This window comes from Bradyrhizobium sp. Y36, from assembly GCF_002531575.1.
In the GTDB taxonomy this organism is placed as follows: domain Bacteria; phylum Pseudomonadota; class Alphaproteobacteria; order Rhizobiales; family Xanthobacteraceae; genus Bradyrhizobium.
Map to the genome: position 1 here is coordinate 597,067 of NZ_NWTI01000001.1, position 21,273 is coordinate 618,339.

General features: G+C 66.5%; 17 protein-coding genes and 1 tRNA gene. 10 read left to right on the plus strand and 8 right to left on the minus strand.

The window, feature by feature from the left end; all coding sequences use genetic code 11:
- The first annotated feature begins 81 nt into the window (after nucleotides 1-81).
- Nucleotides 82-156, plus strand: a tRNA-Glu gene (locus CO669_RS02915).
- 56 nt (nucleotides 157-212) lie between these two features.
- Nucleotides 213-746 carry a 2'-5' RNA ligase family protein gene (locus tag CO669_RS02920; RefSeq protein ID WP_097657665.1) on the plus strand — a complete coding sequence of 178 codons (534 nt, stop codon included), beginning with the start codon at nucleotides 213-215 and terminating at the stop codon, nucleotides 744-746.
- A gap of 60 nt (nucleotides 747-806) precedes the next feature.
- Here the strand turns inward: CO669_RS02920 and CO669_RS02925 are convergent, their stop codons facing one another.
- Nucleotides 807-1,832 carry an alpha/beta hydrolase gene (locus tag CO669_RS02925; RefSeq protein ID WP_097657666.1) on the minus strand — a complete coding sequence of 342 codons (1,026 nt, stop codon included), beginning with the start codon at nucleotides 1,830-1,832 and terminating at the stop codon, nucleotides 807-809.
- 884 nt (nucleotides 1,833-2,716) lie between these two features.
- Here CO669_RS02925 and CO669_RS02930 point away from each other — a divergent pair.
- On the plus strand, nucleotides 2,717-4,207 hold the full coding sequence (locus CO669_RS02930) for an amidohydrolase family protein (protein ID WP_198963781.1): 1,491 nt from the start codon (nucleotides 2,717-2,719) through the stop codon (nucleotides 4,205-4,207).
- A gap of 16 nt (nucleotides 4,208-4,223) precedes the next feature.
- Entirely contained in the window at nucleotides 4,224-5,153 is a 930-nt protein-coding gene (locus CO669_RS02935; protein ID WP_097657668.1) for a CobW family GTP-binding protein, read from the plus strand.
- Between the two features lie 58 nt (nucleotides 5,154-5,211).
- Here the strand turns inward: CO669_RS02935 and CO669_RS02940 are convergent, their stop codons facing one another.
- The 4 genes from CO669_RS02940 to CO669_RS02955 form a co-directional block, all read right to left on the minus strand.
- On the minus strand, nucleotides 5,212-6,033 hold the full coding sequence (locus tag CO669_RS02940) for a TIGR04222 domain-containing membrane protein (RefSeq protein WP_097657669.1): 822 nt from the start codon (nucleotides 6,031-6,033) through the stop codon (nucleotides 5,212-5,214).
- A gap of 4 nt (nucleotides 6,034-6,037) precedes the next feature.
- Entirely contained in the window at nucleotides 6,038-6,565 is a 528-nt protein-coding gene (locus tag CO669_RS02945; RefSeq protein WP_245444147.1) for a glycine-rich domain-containing protein, read from the minus strand.
- Nucleotides 6,566-6,708: 143 nt separating this feature from the next.
- Nucleotides 6,709-7,101 carry a GFA family protein gene (locus CO669_RS02950; RefSeq protein ID WP_097657671.1) on the minus strand — a complete coding sequence of 131 codons (393 nt, stop codon included), beginning with the start codon at nucleotides 7,099-7,101 and terminating at the stop codon, nucleotides 6,709-6,711.
- 197 nt (nucleotides 7,102-7,298) lie between these two features.
- Nucleotides 7,299-7,676: a tautomerase family protein gene (locus CO669_RS02955; RefSeq protein WP_097657972.1), complete on the minus strand. Its 378-nt coding sequence runs from the start codon at nucleotides 7,674-7,676 to the stop codon at nucleotides 7,299-7,301.
- Between the two features lie 157 nt (nucleotides 7,677-7,833).
- Between CO669_RS02955 and CO669_RS02960 the strand changes: the two genes are divergently transcribed.
- Entirely contained in the window at nucleotides 7,834-8,439 is a 606-nt protein-coding gene (locus tag CO669_RS02960) for a TetR/AcrR family transcriptional regulator (RefSeq protein ID WP_097657672.1), read from the plus strand.
- 53 nt (nucleotides 8,440-8,492) lie between these two features.
- Here CO669_RS02960 and CO669_RS02965 read toward each other — a convergent pair whose 3' ends face one another.
- Together CO669_RS02965 and CO669_RS02970 are read right to left on the minus strand one after the other, a co-directional pair.
- Nucleotides 8,493-8,966, minus strand: a complete 474-nt coding sequence (locus tag CO669_RS02965) for a hypothetical protein (RefSeq protein ID WP_198963782.1) — start codon at nucleotides 8,964-8,966, stop codon at nucleotides 8,493-8,495.
- A gap of 10 nt (nucleotides 8,967-8,976) precedes the next feature.
- Nucleotides 8,977-9,477, minus strand: coding sequence for a hypothetical protein (locus CO669_RS02970; RefSeq protein WP_097657674.1), 501 nt, complete (start codon nucleotides 9,475-9,477; stop codon nucleotides 8,977-8,979).
- A gap of 338 nt (nucleotides 9,478-9,815) precedes the next feature.
- Here CO669_RS02970 and CO669_RS02975 point away from each other — a divergent pair, with 338 nt between their 5' ends.
- The 5 genes from CO669_RS02975 to CO669_RS02995 all read left to right on the plus strand — a co-directional run bounded on the left by CO669_RS02975 (nucleotide 9,816) and on the right by CO669_RS02995 (nucleotide 20,543).
- Nucleotides 9,816-11,501, plus strand: coding sequence for a methyl-accepting chemotaxis protein (locus CO669_RS02975; RefSeq protein ID WP_097657675.1), 1,686 nt, complete (start codon nucleotides 9,816-9,818; stop codon nucleotides 11,499-11,501).
- A 94-nt stretch (nucleotides 11,502-11,595) separates the two neighbouring features.
- The gene (locus tag CO669_RS02980; protein ID WP_097657676.1) at nucleotides 11,596-13,278 is read left to right on the plus strand and encodes a methyl-accepting chemotaxis protein; all 1,683 of its coding nucleotides are present in this window, start codon (nucleotides 11,596-11,598) and stop codon (nucleotides 13,276-13,278) included.
- Between the two features lie 162 nt (nucleotides 13,279-13,440).
- Complete coding sequence (locus CO669_RS02985) at nucleotides 13,441-15,162, plus strand: AMP-binding protein (RefSeq protein ID WP_097657677.1); 1,722 nt, start codon at nucleotides 13,441-13,443, stop codon at nucleotides 15,160-15,162.
- Between the two features lie 12 nt (nucleotides 15,163-15,174).
- A complete protein-coding gene (locus CO669_RS02990) occupies nucleotides 15,175-18,480 on the plus strand; it encodes an acetyl-CoA carboxylase family protein (RefSeq protein ID WP_198963783.1) in 3,306 nt (1,101 codons plus the stop codon).
- Nucleotides 18,481-18,677: 197 nt separating this feature from the next.
- Nucleotides 18,678-20,543 carry a sigma-54-dependent Fis family transcriptional regulator gene (locus CO669_RS02995; protein ID WP_198963784.1) on the plus strand — a complete coding sequence of 622 codons (1,866 nt, stop codon included), beginning with the start codon at nucleotides 18,678-18,680 and terminating at the stop codon, nucleotides 20,541-20,543.
- 156 nt (nucleotides 20,544-20,699) lie between these two features.
- On the opposite strand, the gene CO669_RS03000 is transcribed toward CO669_RS02995, so the two are convergent.
- Nucleotides 20,700-21,269 (minus strand): flavin reductase family protein, encoded by a 570-nt coding sequence (locus tag CO669_RS03000; RefSeq protein ID WP_198963785.1) that lies wholly within the window; start codon nucleotides 21,267-21,269, stop codon nucleotides 20,700-20,702.
- Nucleotides 21,270-21,273 lie beyond the last annotated feature (4 nt).

The window sequence follows — 21,273 nt, forward strand, 5'->3', positions numbered from 1 at the left end:
ACCCATCGAGAATATCCGGGACTTTCGCACCCGATCGAGGCTTGCCGTGGGCAAAATTCGCGGCTATGTCCTGTCCCGCACGCTCCCTTCGTCTAGCGGTTAGGACGCGGCCCTCTCAAGGCTGAAACAGGGGTTCGATTCCCCTAGGGAGCGCCATGAAGCCAGCTCTTCCCCTGATCTCCACTTGATTGTTCCATCCCTGGGGTGAGCCTGTGGCATTGGCGATCAATATCCGGGCCGACGATGCTTCGGCCGGCGAAATCGAGCGGCTGTGGGATCAGGTGGCCGCGTTCGAGGTCGAGCCCTCGATGCGGGCCCTCGGCTACCGGCCGCATTTTACATTTGCCATCTACGACACGCCCGCGATCGAGGAGAAGACCGCGTGGGACGTGATGCAGGCAGCCATTGCGGGCGAAACCCAGCTGCGGATCGCGTTCAAACGAATTCGCTGGTTCGAGGGCGCTCCGCTCGTTCTGTGGGCGGAGCCGGAGGTCGACGCCACCCTGGTTCGCATCCACGGCGCCATCAGCGCGGCCATCGATCCCGCGCATTGCCGTCCGCATTACCGGCCCGGTGCCTGGACGCCGCATTGCACGCTCGGCACGGCCGTTGCCGAGGAACGGCGCGATGACGCGAAGGCCTTTGCACGCGCGTTCGATCGCAGCATTGACGTACTGTTCGACGTCGCGGACTGCGTCGTCTTTCCGCCTGTGCGGATCATCGCCGAGCGACAACTACCGTCGTAGTTGGCGTTCGCTTCGGCGTCATTGATCACGGTGCATCAAACCAATGTCGCACGCTCCCCCTCACGCCGTCGTCCCATCAATCGACCGCCGGATCACCTTCTGCACCTCCGCGTTCGACAGGAACAGGTCGTGGTTGATGATGCCCCAGCCTTCAGCTGAGGCATCGACCACGCGCACGCCGAGCCTTGCGATGGCGGCCTTCTCGGCTGCGCCGACCCGCGTCATGCCGCCGGCGAGCTGCCCCGACAGCGCCAGCGCGCGATCGTTGGTCGAAGCGATCACGGTGATCTTGCCGGCGAGCGGACCGATGCGCTGGATCGCCGAGGAGAACACGTCCATGTCGATGTCGGGCGCGGCGAACACCACCGCGCCGATCTTGCCCGTGACCGTATCGCCGTATTTCGCATAGAGCTGGCGCAGGCTTTCGAGCGTCAGCATGGTTCCCATGCTGTGCGCAACGATGTGCACGCGGCCGGCGCTGGGTGCCGACACCAGCGCAGAGAGCACGCGCTCGAAATCGTCGCGCGACCACATCGCGCTGTCGCGGTCATAGGCATAGTCGAACAGTCCGGCCTTGGAAGGCCAGGAGAACACCAGGGTCCGGCCGCGGAACCTGATCCCGTCCGAGAGGTGGGCTGCATCCAGCACCGCGGTCTCGAACGTCTGCTTGAAGCCGTGCACGTAGATCAGCACGTCGCCTTCGCCGGTCTGCGCAGCGAGATCGCCGGCGTCGGCCGGCACCGGTTCGATCCGATCGAGACGCCAATCGCCTATTCCAACCGAAGCGAGCGACAGGCGGCTCTCGTCCGGAGCCACCAGCTTGGCCCGCGCCAGCGTCATGCTGGACGCGCGCTCCGGCCCGAACCAGGGTTTGGCGCGACCGCCACTCACCGGCTTGCGCGTGGTGGCGACGAGCACTGTGGGATCGGCCGAGAGTGACGATGCATCATAGCGCGCGCCGGTCGCGCCCAGGCCGGCGCATCCGCCGAGCGCAACGGCGCTTCCCGCCGACAGAAGTCCGCCGAGGACGGCGCGGCGCGAAACAGCATGGCGGGAGTCGCGTTGCAGAGGAGATCGGACGATCACACGGAACCTTTGGGAACTTTGCCCACCACAACGCCGCCCCGTCTGGCTCACTGAATGACAATGCAGGCGAGAAGACGGCGGAGCTGTGTTGCGCGGTCATGCCCACGGCATTGTGTCGCTGGCGCTCAGGAACGACCGAGTCGAAGAGCAGCATCGGCCGGCGCGCGGATGGGCCTCCAATGCTGGGCGAAACAGCGCAACGTGCTGTCAACCCCCGTTCGCAAAAATATTCCACTTTACCGAATTTCGGATTTGTCGTATGTGGTGGCCATCCCGGCCCATCAATGGGGCGGTCGTACGTCGTTTCGAACGCGGGCTGGGAGTTGCGGTGGACGCGGGCGGCGTTAAAGGCGGAGCTTGCGCGTGCAGGGCGAGAGAACCTCGTGAGCGCGCGTGATCCGCGAAGACGAACGGCGCTGCTTGCGTAAGGCGAAACCGTGTGGTCCTGGCCGTCGTTGCCACGGTCAAGCTGTTCGAAGATGCGGGTGAGCTCAACCGAGCGAACGGCATCGTCAATTCGAATGGCGAGGGGGGCCAAAGGAAAGGTCGGCTCCCGGGAGAGCGCGGCATAGGCCGTCAGACATCGCGCAGGGAAGGCCGGGTTTCGGCTGCCCTGTGTCTCCCCTGTGCATTGCGTGTGCATTCGTTCAGCACGGGGGTCTTCACGGGTGCCAGCCGGCGCCCGGCCTTCCCTGCATCCTTTCCTTCGAGAGGGTGTGACGAAAAGCATCACTCGGGCATTCATGCCGCGAGGATGTGCGCGCTTGTCTGCGATTACCTGCCAAATGATCTTCCTGGTGAGCATGCTGCGTCGGCTTCCGTGGAGGTGGTGGTCTGTTCCGAAATCTGCCTTGATGCGAATTCGAGGTGGAAGGAGCGACGATATGAGCGGCTTGGTGATCTCTGGCGGCCGGGTGGTGGATCCTGCGAGCGGCATGGATGCCATCGGCGACGTGGCGGTGCTGGACGGCAGGATCGCCGCGGTCGGCTCGTCGCTCGGCGGCGCCGAGCGGGTGATCGATGCCACCGGCCTCGTGGTTGCGCCCGGCTTCATCGACCTGCACGCGCACGGCCAGTCGATCCCGGCCGACCGCATGCAGGCGTTCGACGGCGTCACGACCACGCTCGATCTCGAAGCCGGCGTGCTGCCGGTCGGGTCCTGGTACGAGCGGCAGGCGCGGAAGGGCCGCGTGCTGAACTACGGCGCCGCCACCAACTGGGCGTTTGCGCGCATCGGCGCGATGACCGGCTCCAATGCCGAGAGCTCGCTGGAAGCGTTCGGCAATGCCATGCGCGACCGGCGCTGGATGGACAATGTCGCAACCGATGCGGAGGTCTCAGGCATTCTGGATCGGCTCTCGCGCGGCCTCAACGAAGGCGGCATCGGCATCGGCATCCTCAATGCCTACGCGCCGGGCGCGGGCGTGCAGGAGCTGACCGCGGTGTGTCAGCTCGCTGCGGCCAAGGACGTGCCGACCTTCACCCATGTCGCCTTCATGTCGCGCATCGACCCCGAAAGCGCGGTGGAAGCCTATATCCGCCTGATCGGCTATGCCGGCGCCACCGGCGCACATATGCACATCTGCCATTTCAACTCGTCGAGCAAGACCGACATCGCGCGCTGCCGTGCGTTGATCGAAAAGGCGCAAGCACAGGGCCTGCCCATCACGGTCGAGGCCTATCCTTACGGCACCGGCTCGACCGTGCTGGCCGCGGCCTTCTTCAGTGATCCCGAATTCGTCGAGCGCAACGGCACCGGCTACGATTCCGTGCAGCGCGTCACCGACGGCTACCGCTTCCACGACCGCGAGGAGCTCTTGAAGGCGCAGGCCGACGAGCCGTCCTCGCTGGTGCTCTGGCATATCCTCGACACCGAGCACAATGCGCATCACCGCGACCTGCTCGACCTGTCGGTGCTCTATCCCGGCGGCGCCATCGCCTCCGACGCGATGCCGTGGACGACGTCGGATGGCAAGACCTACACCGGCGATGCCTGGCCGCTGCCCGATGATGCCACCTCGCATCCGCGCTCGGCCGGCTGCTTCACCAAGTTCATCCGCGAATGGGTGCGCGAGCGCAAGACGGTGTCGCTGCTGGAAGGCGTGCGCAAATGCGCGCTGATCCCGGCGGAGATCCTGTCGCAGAGCACGCCAGCGATGCGCGCCAAGGGCCGGCTGGCGAAAGACGCCGATGCCGACATCGTCGTGTTCGACTACGAGAAACTCTCGGACCGAGCCACCTTCACGAAGATGAACCGTCCGTCCGAAGGCGTGCGGCATCTCGTCGTCAGCGGCCAGCCGTTGATCACCGACGGCATTCTCGACGTCGCCGCGCGGCCGGGAAAACCGGTGCGCCGTCCCGTCGTCGAGAGCTGACCCAGAGAGCTGACCCATGCCGGTCCCCATTCTGCTGGTCACGGGCTTTTTGGGGGCGGGCAAGACCACGGTCGTGAACCATCTGCTGGCGCATGCGCAAGGACGCCGCATCGCCGCAATCGTCAACGATTTCGGCGCCATCAACATCGACGCGGAGCTGATCGCGGGCGCCAGCGACGGCGTGGTCAGCCTGGCCAATGGCTGCATCTGCTGCTCGCTCGAGGGCGATCTTCTGCGCACGCTGTCGACCCTGCTGCGGCGCGATCCGAAGCCGGAGTACATCGTCATCGAGACCAGCGGCGTCGCCGATCCCGCCGACATCGTGCGCAATCTGATGGACCCTGTGATCCTGCGCGAGGCGCCGCTGGAGACGGTGCTCTGCGTGATGGACGCGGCGACACCGCCGTCCGCGCTGGATGACGCGCTGCATCGTTCGCAGCTCCGCGTCGCCGACATCGTCGCGCTCAGCAAGCTCGATCTCGCGGACGAGGGCGCAAGCGTGCGGATGCGCGAGGCCATTCGCGCGCAACGCGTCCCTGCCGTGGTGGTCGATGCCAAGCACGGCGCAATTCCGTCGGCGCTGCTGTTTCCCGCGCATGTTGCGCGCGAACCCGTGCCGCGCGCACCGGGGCCAAAACGCCCGGCAGAGGACCGCTTCGAGACGCTGAGCTGGACCTCGGAGCAGCCGCTTTCGCTACCGCGTCTGCAGCAGGCGATCGGCAGGCTGGCACCAAAACTTGCACGCGCCAAAGGCCTGTTCGAGACGGTCGAGCAGCCCGGCCGCCAGATGGTGTTTCAATTCGCCGCCGGCCGCGCCACGCTGGCGCCTGGCGATGCATCGGCCGCGGGCGTGCCGCGATCGCGCATTGTCTTCATCGCCGAGCTCGGTGTGCTCTCGAAGGCCGAGCTCGACGCGATCATGGACGCGTGCGTTGCGACCGGCTGAGGCGGGCACTGGATCGAGATCGGTCTCGTATGCCCTCGGTCCGGCTACGGCGTATCGTTCAGCTGCAGCCGCCGCATCCGCCGCCACCTCCGCCGCCGCCACCTCCGCAACCCCCGCCGCCACTGTCGCCGCTGCTCATCGTCTGCGACGCGCTATAGACGGAGGCATGGGCGGTCCCCGTCAGCACGACAGCGCCGGTCAGCGCGACGGCGAGGAGCAGCTCGTGGTCGAGCGGCGCACGCGACGCGCGCTCATGTGAAGCCTGATAGCTCTCGAGGACATTGGTGCCGGCCCGCGTGCGTCGGGGCGTCGTCGCCAGCACGAGACCGGCAACTGCGGTCACCAGGATCAGGAACAGCAGAAAATCCACCGGATGATGCCGCGATGCGCCGACCACGGCCTTGGTGAGGCCAAACACCATCAGCAGTCCGACGAAGGGCAGGACCGTCTTGCGGAAGGACGCCATCTGCTCGCGGCTCGGGCAATAGCCGGACCGTTGCAGGCGCTCCTGGATGCGCTCGACGATCGGCTGGATCGCCGTCTGGAATTGCTGCCGTGTCATGTCGGGCTGAAGCTGCATCCGCGGCGGTTTGCCGATCAGGCTCGCCAGCGGGACCTGGTCGACGACGGTGATGTTGCGGCCGTCGGGCTCGATGATGGCGCCGTTTTCGGAGGTGAGCCTGAACAGCACGGCGTCACCGAGCCTTTTGGCGCCGCCGGCGAGATAGGCCAATTCGAGGATGCCGAGCCGGCCGCTCGCTTGCGCGCTCGGACCGATCTCCGACTTGAGGCGGAAGCTCAGCCAGAAGGTAGTGAAGGCAAGAGCCAGATAGAGGGTGATGAAAGGGCCGGCAGTCCAGTTGAAGGGATTCCATACCATCGGTTCACCTTTTGGAGAGACGTCGGATCCAGGACATCGGTCTCGGGACGACCAGCCAATTGCTCCGGTCCGTTACGTGATAGCGCGGACGCCCGAAGCGGAGATGGGTGGCCGGCCACAACTCAGAGTCCGGCGGCCCGAAGAATTGCTCGTGCAGTGCCAGCGTCTCGGCATATTGCCGGCGATAGATCATCTGGGCCTCTGGTCCGCCCGGCGTGGGGTCGTGATGCAGCGGTGCCTGGAGCGCCTCGCCGCACCAGATGGTCCAATAGTCGCGTGAATAGATCAGGTGCTGGTGCCAGACTTCGTCGACCAACTCGCTTGGCGTCACCGGCGTCGGCGAGACGACGGCGAGAAAGCAGAAGCGCCGATAGGCATCGACGGCCGCCCGGGCCTCCTCGAGGCGCCAGCCGTGATCGCGCGCGAGCCGGCGCGTGAAGTTCAGCGGTGTGTCGGGTTCGAAATCATGCTGCGCGATGCGCTGCCACAGGGCCTGTCGTGGAGGTGTCCAGATCGGGGCGTCCAACTGCAAGTCGATCTTGATTGGCGTCTTCTGTAACGAAAGCTTCCGAGGCTCCTCCATGAACCAAGAATAGCACGGGTGATGCACACGTACGAGGGGTTGAAACAGGACTTTCCGACCCGATATTGGGGGGATGCCGGTCGTGCCGGGCTTCAGTCTTCGGTCGGCAGCTCATTCCCATGCACATACCAATCCGCGCGTGACGCCCATTGCACGTGCCGCTCGGGCGCGGCGCCCAGCGGCTGGTCGAACGCGCCGGCATGGATGATCGCCTCGCGCCCGCTGCGCGTGAGGTGCGGCGGGCTGCCGCAAGTCCCGCAGAACGCGGTGGCAAAGCTGCGCGCGTTCGGCAGGTCGAAGCGTCGCACGGATGTTTCTCCGCGCAGCCAGCGCAGTGCCCCGGCTTTCACGATCACCTCGCAGGCATGCGCGCTCCCGGTCGCCTTGCGGCAGCGCGAGCAATGGCAGTTAAGGAAGCGGTCGAACGGACCCTCGATCTCGAAGGCGACTTCGCCGCACAGGCAGCTCCCCCGCAATGCCGTCATCTCATTCCCCCTCCGGCTCGGCGCCGTGCTTCCGCGTGGGTACCGACCAGCGCCGTTTCCGGCAGGCTCCACAATTGCTCGACCGACATGGTGATGCCGTTCAGCTCCCGGGGCTGCATGGGGTCGCGTTTGCTCCCGCAGCTATCAGACCCTTCCGGCCGGCAATTCTCAAGAGGGGATCGGCAGATCCGCCAGGCTCACGCGAACTGCGCGACGCCGTTTCCGACCGACCAGTTCTCCTTGGGCGCGTCGAGCACGTTGACGAACACGTCTTCACGCCGGATGCCCGGATTTGCGCCGAGACGATCCGCAATCTGGCGATACAGCGCCTTCTTCTGCTCAGGCGTGCGCGAGGCGAACACGGTGATCTGGATCAGCAATGCGTCGTCGCTGCGCGCGACGCCGTAACCGGTGCCGCAGCGGAAGTTCGCCGGCGCGTGCTCGGTGATGGACATGAACGCGTCGTCCTCGGGCACGTCGAGCGCCGCGCGCATGGCGTGATAGAGGCCGTCCAGAATCGCCTGCCGGTAGGCCTCGGACTTGCCGGCGCGCATCGCGATGTGAAGCAGAGGCATGAGCGGATCCCTTTGCATGCGGGTTCGATCCGGCGGCGCAGGTCGCCTCGCCGGTTCGTCCGGTTGACGGAACGGACTATCAATCCCATCTGGTTTTTGACACGAAGTCGAGAAAGCATGTTCTTGACACGATGTCAAATACCTTGAGGAGCCGGGCTTGAGGCCGCGCGAATTCGATCACGACGAGGTCCTGCGCATCGCGTTCGACCAGTTCTGGCGCAACGGGGTGCGCGGCACCTCGCTGTCCGACATCGCGCGCGACGCCGGGGTGCAGCGCGGCAGCCTCTACAACGCCTTCGGCAGCAAGGAGGCCCTGTTTCTGCAGGCCTATGAACGCTATGCGGGCGACTATCTGCTCGCCCTGCAAAGGGCGCTCGGCACGGGCTCCCTGCGCAAGCGCCTCACCGCGTTCTTCGATCTCACCATCACCAATTTCCGTGCGGGCACGCCGCCGCGGGGATGTCCGACCACGCGCGGCCTGATGGAGCTTGGCGCGGCCGAAGGCGAGGGGCTGGATGAAGAGGCGCGCCAGGCTTTTGCTGGCCTGATCTCGCGCATCACCGCATTGGTTCAGGACAATCTGGCGGCGGGCGCGGCGCGGGGTGAGTTCGACGGCAATGCCGCAGCCGCAGCGCTGCACATCATCACGGTGACGCGCGGCCTCGCCGTGCTCGAACGTGCCTTTGGCGACGAGCCGCAATTGCGCAAGATCGCCGCGCACACGATCGATCTCGTGCTCGGCAGGAAGGGGGGGAGCGCATGATCCGGAAAAGTGTGAAGCGGCTTTCCGGAAAGATCATGCGCAAACAACAGCTCTCAGCACAGCGCGAGCGCGTTCACGGCTCGTGTCGCAGCAGCTACCTTGCCGGAGCCGACGAACTGGCCGACGATGGATTCGAGCTCGCCCGGCCGGTTGCGGCGCGCGACCGTCAGCAATTGCATCAACTCCGCCTCGTCCTTCGACAGGCGCCGGCACGACGGCGGCATGAAGCACGGCTCGCAGGGCCGGCCGCTGCGCAGGATCCTGACCAGCGCGGCAGCGCGGGCCACCAGCAACGGGCTGTCGGAAATGCCCGGCGTCTCGTCGGCAAAACGATACGCCGCTTCCCAGCAGTCGGACGCGCCGGTCGTATAGGCCGCGCCGATGAAGCGGAATAGCGACAGCGCGACGCGGCAGAACTCGTCGCAGCTCTCGATGCAGGGATGCGCCGCAAGCGCGGCCCGCAGCGGGCAGAGCCGCGCGGCGCCGGCCTCGGAAGTTGCCACGGCTCCGCAGATATCGGGGGTCATGACCATCTCGTCAGTGCAGTGTCGGGCTGCCGACCAGCCAGCTCTTCATCGCCATGGTGCGGTCCCGTTGGATAGCCCTCACTTGCCGGTCGGGCAGGATCAGGCCGGCCATGCGGAAGATCGTCGCGAGCCCGCGCACCGGCGCGAGCGCCCAATCGGCGCCGACCGGCGGCAGCCAGCTCTCGAAGCGTTCGCGCGCGATGTCGATGCGGTCCTGCTGTGCCGCGGCGATGGCGTGCAGGATTTCGCGCTCGCTGTCCGACATGCGCGGACAGGTCGGGCAGTGCACCTCGATGGCGGTGTGGGCCGTGCAGGCGAAGATCTCGATGATGGATTCCAACGACAGCACGGCATCGCCCACGCGGAAATGATCGTACACGTCCTGGATATCGGCGGCAGTCGGCACCGCGCCTCCGCTGCGCGCCTTGGCCCGGAATCCCCAGATGAAGAGCCGCTCGGCGGCGCTCAGCGCCGGCAGGTCGAGCGACCCGTGATGTCTCGATTGATGCATGGAGCCTCTGGCGTCTGCAGCGCGCACGCCGCTTCTGATCTTTGCCGATCGTTCGGCCAGAGCGCATTCCAAGTCAACGCATCCAGGCGCGATATCGAGGTCTTCTAGAATTGCACGGGGGCAGCGGCTTCGTTGAAAGACTCCACTCTTGAATCGTTCAAACCGTACCATGTTGCCGCGGACCCCGCTAAGGCACGGGCATCGCGGGTTTCGATTTACGACGCCTTAAGCCGATCAGGGCATACCAGATCCATTCGGGCGATGGTCGAATCGCTTTCAGACATTGATTGCACGCGGCGCTCGCGGTTGCTGCGCCCCCGCCTCCAGAGAGAACGATTGTGCTGAACCAGATCTCGATCCGTACCAAGCTCCTGAGTGCCGTCATCGCGATGGCGGTGGCGATCTGCTGCGTCACCGGTATCGCGCTGTGGTCGATGTACCAGCGGATGTATCAGGATCGGGTCAACGTCCTGAAGGCCATGGTCGACGCCGGCTACAGCCTTGCGGAAAAGTTCGAGGCGGCGGCCGTGGCGGGCCAGCTGCCGCGCGAGGAGGCGCAGGCGCGCTTCAAGGACGCGCTGCTCAAGATCCGCTATTCCGGCGATGAATATCTGTTCGCTCACACCTTCGACCAGATCGGTTTCGCTCATCCCAGCCCCAAGCTGATGGGCAAGGACGTCTCCGGCATCAAGGACAGCAACGGCGTGCCGGTCATTCCGGCTCTGCTCGACATCGTGCGCAAGCACAACGAGGGCACCTACGCCTATGATTGGCCGCTGCGGCAGGACGATCCGAAGACCGCGGTAAAGCTGTCCTACGTCAAGGCTTTTGCGCCGTGGAAGATCTTCATCGGAACCGGCGTGTTCGTCGACGACATCTGGACCGACTTCATGGCCATGGTCTGGAAGATCGTCGGCATCATCGCGCTGCTCGCGCTTCCCGCGATCGGGCTCGTCGGCCTCGTCGGCTTCGCCGTCAGCCGCAGCATCCGCGGCGTCAGCGCCGCGATGCAGGCGCTGGCCGACGGTGATCTGTCGATCGATTTGCCCGAAGCCAAGCGAGCCGACGAAGTCGGCCAGATGGCGCGCGCCACGACCTATTTCCGCGACCGCATGGCCGAGAGCGAGAAGCTGCGGACCGAGCAGGAAAAGCTGCGGTCGGACACCGCGGCCCAGCGCAAGCAGGACATGTACCGCCTCGCCGACGATTTCGAGCAGGCCGTCGGCACGATCATCGAGACGGTTTCGCAAGCCGCCGGCAACCTCGAGAGTTCCGCGGGCACCCTGACCTCGACCGCCGACAGGTCGCAAGACCTTGCGAAGACGGTGACCGCGGCTTCCGGCGAGGCTTCGACCAACGTCCAGTCCGTCGCAGCCGCGACCGAGGAGCTCAGCTCCTCGATCACCGAGATCAGCCGGCAGGTGCAGACCTCGGCCCGCATGGCCGGCGAGGCCGTCGCGCAGGCGCACAAGACCAACGAGCGGGTCAACGAGCTGGCGCGGGCCGCCAGCAGCATCGGCGACATCGTCGCACTCATCAACGGCATCGCGGCGCAGACCAATCTCCTCGCGCTCAATGCCACCATCGAGGCCGCACGCGCGGGCGAAGCCGGCCGCGGCTTCGCGGTGGTCGCCTCGGAGGTGAAGCTGCTGGCCGAGCAGACCGCCAAGGCCACCGGCGAGATCGGCGAGCAGGTCAGCGGCATGCAGGCGGCGACCGGCGAGTCCGTCGCGGCGATCAAGGAGATCGGCGACACCATCGGCGGCCTCTCGGAGATCGCCTCCGCGATCGCCGCAGCGGTCGAGGAACAGGGCACCGCGACCCAGGAGATTTCGCGCAACGTCCAGCAGGCGGCGCACGGAACGCAGCAGGTGTCGGCGGGCGTCGCCGACGTGCAGCGCGGGGCCACGGAGACGGGGGCCGCATCGTCCCAAGTGCTGTCCGCGGCGCGCTCGCTCGCCACCGACAGCGCAAGCCTGAAGCAGAAGGTCAGCTCCTTCCTCACCTCCGTCCGCGCGGCCTGACGGAGGCGAAATTCCGGGAACCGGAATGCTTAAAGCTTTGCTAAGGAGGTCGGGATAAATTGGCATATCCGTACCGCCAATTTCGCGAGCCCCGATGATTTTCTCCCGCATCAGTTTCAAGCTGGTTCTTATTGTCGGCATCAGCCTGCTCGGCATGATCGCCCTCGTGCCGATCGCGCTTTCGACGCTCCGCGCCCAGATGGTCGCCGACCGCCAGGCCAAGACGCAGCACATGGTCGACGTCGGCTACGGCATTCTCGCCCATTACCAGAAGCTCGAAAGCGACGGGAAACTGCCGCGCGAACAGGCTCAGGCCGCCGCGATGGCCGAGATCAAGAGCCTGCGCTACGACAAGGTCGAGTATTTCTGGATCAACGACATGACCCCCAGGATGGTCATGCATCCGATCAAGCCCGAGCTCGACGGCAAGGATCTGTCCGGGATGAAGGACCCTGCCGGCAACGCGTTGTTCATGGGGTTCGTCGACGTCGTCAAGAAGCAGGGCGCGGGCTTCTACGGCTATCTCTGGCCGAAGCCCGGCTTCGACCAGCCGGTCGGGAAAATCTCCTATGTGAAGGGCTTTGCGCCCTGGGGCTGGATCATCGGCACCGGCATCTATCTCGACGACGTCGACGCCGTGTTCCGCCAGAACGCGATGACGTTCGGCTACGTCTGTCTGGCCGTGCTGGTGCTGGTCCTCGGTGCCTCCTTCCTGATCGGCCGCGGCGTCACCCGGCCGCTGGCGACGATCACTGCGCTGACCGAGCGCCTCGCCGCCGGCGACAGCGCTTTCGAGGTGCCCTACACCGATCGCAGCAGCGAGGTCGGCGCGCTGGCCAAGGCGCTCGCCGTGTTCAAGGACAATGCCTCGGCCGTGGGCCGCATGCATGCCGAGCAGCAGGAGCTGAAGCAGCGGGCCGACGGGGAGAAGCGCAAGACGATGGCCGATCTCGCCGGCAAGTTCGAGGCGAGCGTCCAGGCGGTGGTTCGCGACGTCTTCAACGAAGCACGCGCGATGCAGCAGGCCGCGCAGGGCATGTCGGAGACCGCGAACAGGGCGAGCGACCGCGCGAGCTTCGTGGCCACGGCCTGCCAACAGGCATCGACCAACGTGCAGACGGTGGCCTCCGCCGCAGGCGAGCTGTCGTCCTCGATCTCGGAGATCAGCCAGCGCGTCGCGCAGGCGGCTTCCGTGGCCGACAAGGCCGCCGCCGACGGTCAGCGCACCAACGACACCGTGCAGGGCCTTGCCGCGGCCGCGCACAAGATCGGCGAGGTCATCGACCTCATCAACCAGATCGCCTCGCAGACCAATCTGCTCGCGCTCAACGCCACCATCGAGGCGGCGCGCGCGGGCGAGGCCGGCAAGGGCTTTGCGGTGGTCGCGAGCGAAGTGAAGTCGCTGGCGAGCCAGACCGCGAAGGCGACCGACGAGATCGGCGCGCAGATCACCGCGATCCAGGCCGAGACCAATCAGGTGGTCGGCAACATCGAGAGCATCCGCGCCACCATCATGGAGGTCAACGAGATCTCCTCGTCGATCGCCGCCGCGGTCGAGGAGCAGGGCGCGGCGACGCAGGCGATCGCACACAGCGTGCAGGAAGCCGCGTCCGGCACCGACCAGGTCTCGCAGAACATCTCCGGCGTCACCGACGCCACGGCCGAAACCGGCCAGGCCGCCGGCCTCGTGCTGCAATCGAGCGGTCGCCTGACGCAGAAGCTGCAATCGCTCGAAACCGAGGTCAGCGCCTTCGTCGCCGGCGTGCGCGCGGCGTAACGCAAAGCGCTGCCGGCGAACTATTTCCGCGTCGCGGCATCGGCCGTGATGCGGAAAACTGTTTTCCTTGACATGACCTCTGCCGTGCTCGACGTGTAACGACGTCGCGCGACGCCACATTGCGCGCCGTCGCGACAAGAAAAGCAGCACGGGAAAGACGTCATGACCGCGGGCCTCGACGAGAACAGCTACCTCGCCACCTTGCGCGGCCTGTGGGACAAGGCCTGGCCGCAGGGCGTGCCGCGCGCGCCGAATTATCTGCACGGCGAAGTTCCCTTGACGGAATATCTGCGCGCCTGGGCGAAGCGGAGCCCCACACGTCCCGCGGTGATCTTCTACGGTCACGTCACGACCTACGCGGAGCTCGACCAGCAGAGCGACCGCTTCGCGGCGCTGCTGGCCGCCAAGGGCGTGCGCAAGGGCGATCGCGTTGCCGTCTTCCTGCCGAACTGCCCGCAATTCCACATCGTGTTCTTCGGCATCTTGAAGCTCGGCGCGGTCCATGTCCCGGTCAGTCCGCTGTCGCGCGCCTTCGAGCTGTCCTACGAGCTCAACGACACCCAGGCCGAGGTGATCGTGGCGCTCGACCAGCTCATCCCCGTCGTCGAGCAGGTGAGGGGCGAGGTGAAGCTGCGCGAGGTCATCGTCACCAGCTTTGCCGATGTCGTGCCCGCAGTGCCCGCATTCCCAACGCCCGACTCGATCCGCACGCCGCGCGTCGCGGTCGCAGGTGCGACCGATCTGTTGCCGGCGCTCGCCGCGCTGCCTGCACCTTTGCCGCTGCCGCCGCCCGGGCTCGATGACGTCGCTGCGCTGAACTACACCGGCGGCACCACCGGCATGCCCAAGGGCTGCGTCCACACCCATCGCGACATGGTCTACACGGCCGCGGCCAATTACGGCATCTCGGTGCTTTCGGACGAGAGCAGCGTGTTCCTGTCGTTCTTCCCGGAATTCTGGATCGCCGGCGAGAATTTCGGTCTGATCTTCCCGCTGTTCTCGGGCGGCACGCTGGTTCTGTTGGCGCGCTGGGACGCCGTCGGCGCGATGGCCGCGATCGACAGGTACAAGGTCACCATCACCGCGATGCCGGTCGACGGCGCGGTCGAGCTGATGGACCATCCGCGCTGGCGCGAGTTCGACCTGTCGTCGTTGAAGCAGGTCCGCGTGGTCTCCTTCGTCAAGAAGCTCAACGCCGACTATCGCAGGCGCTGGAAGGATCTCACCGGGACGATCCTGATGGAGGCGGCGTGGGGCATGACCGAGACCCACACCTCGAACACGTTCACGGCGGGCTTCCAGGACGACGATTTCGATCTCAACAACCAGCCGATCTTCGTCGGCCTGCCGGTCCCCGGCGCCGAGTTCAAGATCACCGATTTCGAGACCGGCGCGCTGCTGCCGCTCGGCGCCGAAGGCGAGATCCGCGTGCGCACGCCCTCGCTTCTCAAGAGCTATTGGAACAAGCCCGAGGCGACCGCGGAGTCGCTGATCGACGGTTGGCTGCGTACCGGCGACATCGGCACCATCGACAAGGACGGTTTCCTGCACTTCCTCGGCCGCCGCAAGGAGATGCTGAAGGTCAAGGGCATGAGCGTGTTTCCGCCGGAGATCGAGGCGCTGCTCGGCCAGCACCCGAAGGTGCTCGGCTCGGGCGTGGTCGGACGCGACGATCCGGACAAGGGGCAGGTGCCGGTGGCCTACATTCAGCTCAAGCCGGAGGCGGTCGGCACCATCTCCGCGGACGAGTTGCGCGCCTGGTGCGCCGAACGCATGGCCGTCTACAAGGTCCCGGAAGTGCGTATGATCGATGCCCTGCCGCTGACGGCGACGGGCAAGGTGAAGAAGCAGGATCTCGATCCAAATAGTCCTGCTGCCGTTTAGTTGAGAGATACGATGTCGTTCAAGAAGCTCCTGATCGCCAATCGCGGCGAGATCGCCATCCGCATCGCACGTGCTGCGGCCGACGCCGGCATCGCGACGGTCGCGATCCATCCTGCCGACGATGCGTTGTCGCTGCATGTGCGCGTGGCCGATGACGCCGTCGAAATCCCCGGCCGCGGCGCCCGGGCCTATCTCGACATCGAGGCGGTGGTGAAGGCGGCGAAGTCGGCCGGCTGCGATGCCGTGCATCCCGGCTATGGCTTCCTCAGCGAGAACGCGGCTTTCGCAAGGGCCTGCGCCGACGCGGGCCTCACTTTCGTCGGCCCGAAGCCGGCCGCGCTCGAACTGTTCGGCGACAAGGTGGCCGCACGTCAGCTCGCAAAGCGCTGTGGCGTGCCGATCATCGCCGGCACCAGCGGGCCGTCGTCGCTGGAAGAGATCTCGGCGTTCTTCGCCTCGCTCGGCAGCAATGCGGCCATCGTCATCAAGGCGATGGCCGGCGGCGGCGGCCGCGGCATGCGCGTCGTCGAGAACGCGTCGGATCTCGCGGAGGCCTATGCGCGCTGCCAGTCCGAGGCCAAGGCGGCGTTCGGCTTCGACGGCGTCTATGCCGAGCGGCTGATCCGCCAGGCACGGCACATCGAGGTGCAGATCATCGGCGATCATCACGGCGCGATCACCCATCTCTGGGAACGCGAATGCACCATCCAGCGCCGGCATCAGAAGCTGGTCGAGGTCGCCCCGAGCCCGTCGCTGAGCGATCCCCTGCGCGGCCGCATCATCGAGGCCGCGAAGCAGCTTGCGACGGCCGCCTCTTACGACAATCTCGGCACCTTCGAATTCCTGGTCGACGGCACCGCCGAGGACACCTTTGCCTTCATCGAGGCCAATCCGCGGCTGCAGGTCGAGCACACCGTGACCGAGGAGGTGCTCGGCCTCGATCTCGTCCGCGCCCAGCTCGCGGTCGCTACGGGCAGCACGCTGGCTTCGCTGGGCCTCGCGCAGGGATCGATCCCGAAGCCGCGCGGCTATGCGATGCAGCTGCGCGTCAACATGGAGACGCTGGACGAGACGGGTGCCACGCATCCGACCGGCGGCGTGCTCGCCGTGTTCGAGCCGCCGTCAGGTCCCGGCGTTCGCGTCGATAGCTTTGGTTACGCCGGCTACAAGACCAGCGCGGCCTTCGACTCGCTGCTCGCAAAAGTCATCGTGCACACGCCGGGCGAGGCCTGGCATGACGTGGTCGCAAAAGCCTCGCGCGCCTTGCGCGAGTTCCGCATCGACGGGGTCATCACCAACATCGCCTTCCTGCAGGCGGTGCTGGCGCATCCCGATTTTAGGATCAACCGCATCGCGACCGACTTCATCGATCGCCATATCGGCAAGCTCGTGGAAGCGGCTGATGGTGCCGCAAAGCCGCTCTACTTCGCCGCGACCGAGCACGGTGGTGCTCACGGCACCGAGGCTCACGTCGCACAGATCGTGCCCGAGGGCACGGTGATGGTCGCGGCGCCCTTGCAGGGCACCATCGTCACCATCCAGGTCAGGGAGGGCGAGATCGTACGCCCGGGCCAGCAGCTTGCCGTGATCGAGTCCATGAAGATGGAGCATCTGGTCATGGCCGAGCAGGGCGGCCGCGTCATGAAGCTGGCGGCTGGCGACGGCGTCACGCTGCTCCATGGCGAGCCGATCATGTATCTCGAGCCGCTCGACGTCGCCGCCGACAGCGCGGCGGCGGAAGCCGATATCGATCTCGACCACATCCGCCCTGATCTTGCCGAGCTGATCGCGCGCCAGGCCAACACGCTGGATGCGAACCGCCCGGCCTCGGTCGAACGCCGCCGCAACACCAACCAGCGCACTGCGCGCGAGAACGTCGCCCAGCTCGTCGACGACGGCTCGTTCATGGAATATGGCAGCCTCGCGATCGCGGCGCAGCGGCGCAGGCGCAAGCTCGACGACCTCGTCAAGAACACCCCGGCCGACGGCCTCGTCATGGGCGTCGCCACGGTGAACGGCGAGAAGTTCGGCCCCGAGGGCGCCCGCTGCATCGTCGTGGCCTACGACTACACCGTGCTCGCGGGCACGCAGGGCCACATGAACCACAAGAAGATCGACCGCATGCTGACGCTGGCGGAAGACTGGCGCGTGCCGCTGGTGTTCTACGCCGAGGGCGGCGGCGGCCGGCCCGGCGACACCGACCGGCTCGGCATGACCGGCCTCGACGGTCCGTCCTTCGTGCAGTTCGCACGGCTCTCCGGTCTCGTCCCGGTCGTGGGCGTCGTCTCCGGCTATTGCTTCGCCGGCAACGCCGCGATGCTCGGCTGCTGCGACGTCATCATCGCCACCAAGAACGCCTCGATCGGCATGGGCGGCCCCGCCATGATCGAGGGCGGCGGGCTCGGCGTCTATCACCCCGCCGAGGTCGGCCCTGTTTCGTTCCAGTCCCCGAACGGCGTCATCGACATCCTGGTCGAGGACGAGGAAGAGGCGACATCCGTCGCGCAAAAATACCTGTCCTATTTCCAGGGCGCGGTGACGGAGTGGCAGGCCGCCGACCAGCGCCTGCTGCGCCGCGCCATCCCCGAGAACCGCCTGCGCGTCTACGACATCCGGAGCGTGATCGACCTCGTCGCCGACAAGGACAGCGTGCTCGAGCTGCGCCGCGACTACGGCGTCGGCATGATCACCGCGCTGATCCGCATCGAAGGAAAGCCGTTCGGCCTGATCGCCAACAATCCGCGCCATCTCGGCGGCGCCATCGACGCCGATGCCGGCGACAAGGCTGCGCGCTTCCTCCAGCTCTGCGATGCGTTCGACTTACCCGTCGTCTCGCTCTGCGACACGCCCGGCTTCATGGTCGGCCCCGAAGCCGAGAAGACCGCGATCGTGCGCCACGTCGCGCGCATGTTCGTGACGGGGGCCAGCCTCACCGTGCCCCTGTTCGGCATCGTGCTGCGCAAGGGCTATGGTCTCGGCGCGCAGTCGATGATCGGTGGCGGCTTCCACGCCTCGTTCTTCACCGCGGCCTGGCCGACCGGCGAGTTCGGCGGCATGGGCCTGGAGGGTTACGTCCGGCTCGGTTTCCGCAAGGAGATGGAGGCGATCGCCGACCCCGAGGAGCGCGAGACCTATTACCGCAACAAGGTCGCCGAGCTCTACGCCAACGGCAAGGCCGTCTCGATCGCCTCGGTGTTCGAGATCGACAACGTCATCGACCCCGCCGAGACGCGGCGCTGGATCATGGCGGGCCTCCGCTCAGTGCCCAAGCCGCCGGCGCGGACGGAGAAGAAGCGGCCGTGTATCGACACGTGGTGAGGGCAGTGCAGCAAACCTGATTGCGTTGCGCTATAGCTTCAGCCGTCATTCGGGGGCGATGCGAAGCATCGAACCCGGAATCTCGAGATTCCGGGTTCGGCTCTTCGAGCCGCCCCGGAATGACGGGGGGTTCCCGATTGACATCTCTATCCGCAGTGCCAGACTTTGCACAATAATACAGGGTGGAGACGTCCGCGATGGCCAGCCTTTCGGCCCCGAACCATGTCGCCCGTGTCTTGTCCGTCGCCAATCATGTGGCTGACGTCGATGCCTCGTCGCGGATCGCCAATTCCTGGCGGCGGTGCCTGGTCAATCACAAGCTCGATCCGGCCCGGCAGGGGCCGCCGCAGACCTTTACCGAGGCTGAGGTCCGGCATGCCGCCGAGCCGATGGAGCGGCTGATCCGGCTGGCGACGCCGGAGCTCGAGAACCTCGCGCGGGTGCTGCGCGAGGCCGGCTATTGCGTCAACCTCGCCGACCCCAGTGCGACGGCGCTGCTGAGCTGGTTGCCGGGCGCCTCCGATGCCGACGTGTTCCTGCAATGGGGCGTCTATACCGGCTCGAATTTCTCGGAAAGCTGCGAGGGCACCAACGGGCTCGGCACCGCGCTTGCCGAAGAGAAACCGATCCTGGTGCACCGCGACGAGCATTTCCGCGAGCAATGGGGCATCTTCTCCTGTGCGGTGGCGCCGCTGTTCGATCCCGCCGGGCGCATCGCCGGCGCGGTGAACATCACCTCGTGCCGCGCCGATCTCAGCCGCACGGCGCATCAGCTGGCGCTCGCAGTCACGATGGAGGCGACGCGTCGCATCGAGGACGCGATCTTCCGCGATCATTTCCGAAAGGCCTGGATCGCACGCGTGCCCGGCGATGATGGCGGCGGGCTGATCGCCTATGACGACGACCGGCGCATCGTCGGCGCCTGCCGCTCGGCGCGCGCATTGCTGGGGCTCACCGATGGCACGATCGCATCCGGCATCGATCTGTCGCGCTACGTCGAGCTCGACCATCGGGGTATGCGCGGCGCGGACGATGTCGTCGAGCTGCGCCGCGCCGATGGCGGTGCGTTGGGCCAGGGTCATGTCGCGCCGCCGCTGCGCCCACGGTCCTCCGCGCGCCCGGTGACGCCGCGCCGCGATGCGCCTGTCGGTCGCTTCGATGCGTTGCATCGGCTCGCCGGCCGCGATCCCGGCATGGTCAAGAGCGTGAAGCGGCTCGCCGCCGTCATCGATCACGATCTGCCGCTGCTGCTGCAGGGCGAGACCGGCGTCGGCAAGGACGTGTTCGCGCGTGCCATCCATGCCGCCAGCAACCGCGCGCGGAACGATTATGTCGCGCTGAATTGCGCGGCGATGCCCGAGAGCCTGATCGACGCCGAACTGTTCGGCTACGAGGCCGGCGCCTTCACCGGCGCGCGGCGCGACGGCTCGAAGGGCCTGATCGTGCAGGCCCATGGCGGCACGCTGTTCCTGGACGAGATCGGCGACATGCCGATCGCGCTGCAAACCCGGCTGCTGCGCGTCTTGGAGAACCGCGAGGTCTGGCCGCTCGGCGCGCTCAAGCCCGTCGTCGTCGACATCCGCCTGATCAGCGCCACCCACCGCGACCTCGGCCGCATGGCGGAAGAGGGCGCCTTCCGCGCCGATCTCTATTTCCGCCTGCGCGGCCTGGAGGTGCGGCTGCCGGCCTTGCGCGAGCGTGCCGACCGGGACGATATCATCCGCCAGATTGCGCGCGAGGAAGCGCCGGGCTGCCGGCTTTCCGAGCAGGCCTGGGCGCAGCTTGCGGCGTACTCCTTCCCGGGCAACATGCGCCAGCTTCGCCACATGCTGCGGCTCGCCGGCTGCACGGCGGAGAACGGCGTCATCACCGATGCGGATCTGGATCTGCCGCCGTTCGGCGGGCGGACCGAGCCCGACCTCGAAGCAGCCGAGCGCGCCACCATCGTCGAGGCCCTGCGCAAGCACGGCGGCCGCGTGACCGAGGCAGCCCGCGCATTGAAGCTGAGCCGCGCGACGCTGTACCGGAAGATCAAGCAGCTGAAGATCGAGACGGCGCAGTAGTGTCGACGGCATGCGGCAAGAGAGGTTAGAGGTCTCTGCCGCGACCACTGATATCGTAGGCTGGGCAAAGCGGAGCGTGCCCACGTATTTTTGCCATCGAGAGAGATCGTGGGCACGGCGCAAGTGCGCCTTTGCCCACCCTACAAAGTCGCCGCCTTACGAAAAATCGCTCCAGCTCAGATGCCGCGAGTCGAGATCGCCAACCGTGACGGTGCCGCGCATCTCGCGCGGCGTGTGGAAGCTGCTGCGGAGATAGATCAGCGGGGTCGCTTCCGCGCCGTGCGACACGCTGCGCACCTCGCCGACGAAGATCGAATGCGTCGTCGTCTCGAACTCCTGCGCCAGCACGCAATCGAAGGCGGCGACGGCGTCCGTCAGAACCGGTGCACCGGTCACGCCGCGCGTCCACTGGCCGAAGGCAAAGCGGTCGTCGCCGTTGACGCCCTTCTGGCCGCTGAAGGTGAGCGCCAGCAGCGCGTGATCCTCGTGCAGGAAGTTGATCGCGAACGCGCCTTCCTCGCGGATGCGCGCATGTGCGCTGGCATTGCGGTTGACGCAGACGATCAGTGAGGGCGGCTTGTCCGACAGCGAGCAGGCCGAGGTCACCGTCAGCCCGGTGCGCTTGCCGTGCTCGGCGCCGACCGTGACCAGCGCCACGGCGCCGGCGCATTGGCGCATCGCCTGCTTGAAATCCTTTGCGTCCAGAGGACTGGCGTCGACCGTCACGCGG

Coding starts and splice junctions, on each gene's coding strand:
- CO669_RS02930 (WP_198963781.1), top strand. CDS start 2,717: ATGAGCGGCTTGGTGATCTCTGGCGGCCGGGTGGTGGATCCTGCGAGC.
- CO669_RS02935 (WP_097657668.1), top strand. CDS start 4,224: ATGCCGGTCCCCATTCTGCTGGTCACGGGCTTTTTGGGGGCGGGCAAG.
- CO669_RS02940 (WP_097657669.1), bottom strand. CDS start 6,033: ATGGTATGGAATCCCTTCAACTGGACTGCCGGCCCTTTCATCACCCTC.
- CO669_RS02950 (WP_097657671.1), bottom strand. CDS start 7,101: ATGACGGCATTGCGGGGGAGCTGCCTGTGCGGCGAAGTCGCCTTCGAG.
- CO669_RS02955 (WP_097657972.1), bottom strand. CDS start 7,676: ATGCCTCTGCTTCACATCGCGATGCGCGCCGGCAAGTCCGAGGCCTAC.
- CO669_RS02965 (WP_198963782.1), bottom strand. CDS start 8,966: ATGACCCCCGATATCTGCGGAGCCGTGGCAACTTCCGAGGCCGGCGCC.
- CO669_RS02970 (WP_097657674.1), bottom strand. CDS start 9,477: ATGCATCAATCGAGACATCACGGGTCGCTCGACCTGCCGGCGCTGAGC.
- CO669_RS02980 (WP_097657676.1), top strand. CDS start 11,596: ATGATTTTCTCCCGCATCAGTTTCAAGCTGGTTCTTATTGTCGGCATC.
- CO669_RS02985 (WP_097657677.1), top strand. CDS start 13,441: ATGACCGCGGGCCTCGACGAGAACAGCTACCTCGCCACCTTGCGCGGC.
- CO669_RS02990 (WP_198963783.1), top strand. CDS start 15,175: ATGTCGTTCAAGAAGCTCCTGATCGCCAATCGCGGCGAGATCGCCATC.
- CO669_RS02995 (WP_198963784.1), top strand. CDS start 18,678: ATGGCCAGCCTTTCGGCCCCGAACCATGTCGCCCGTGTCTTGTCCGTC.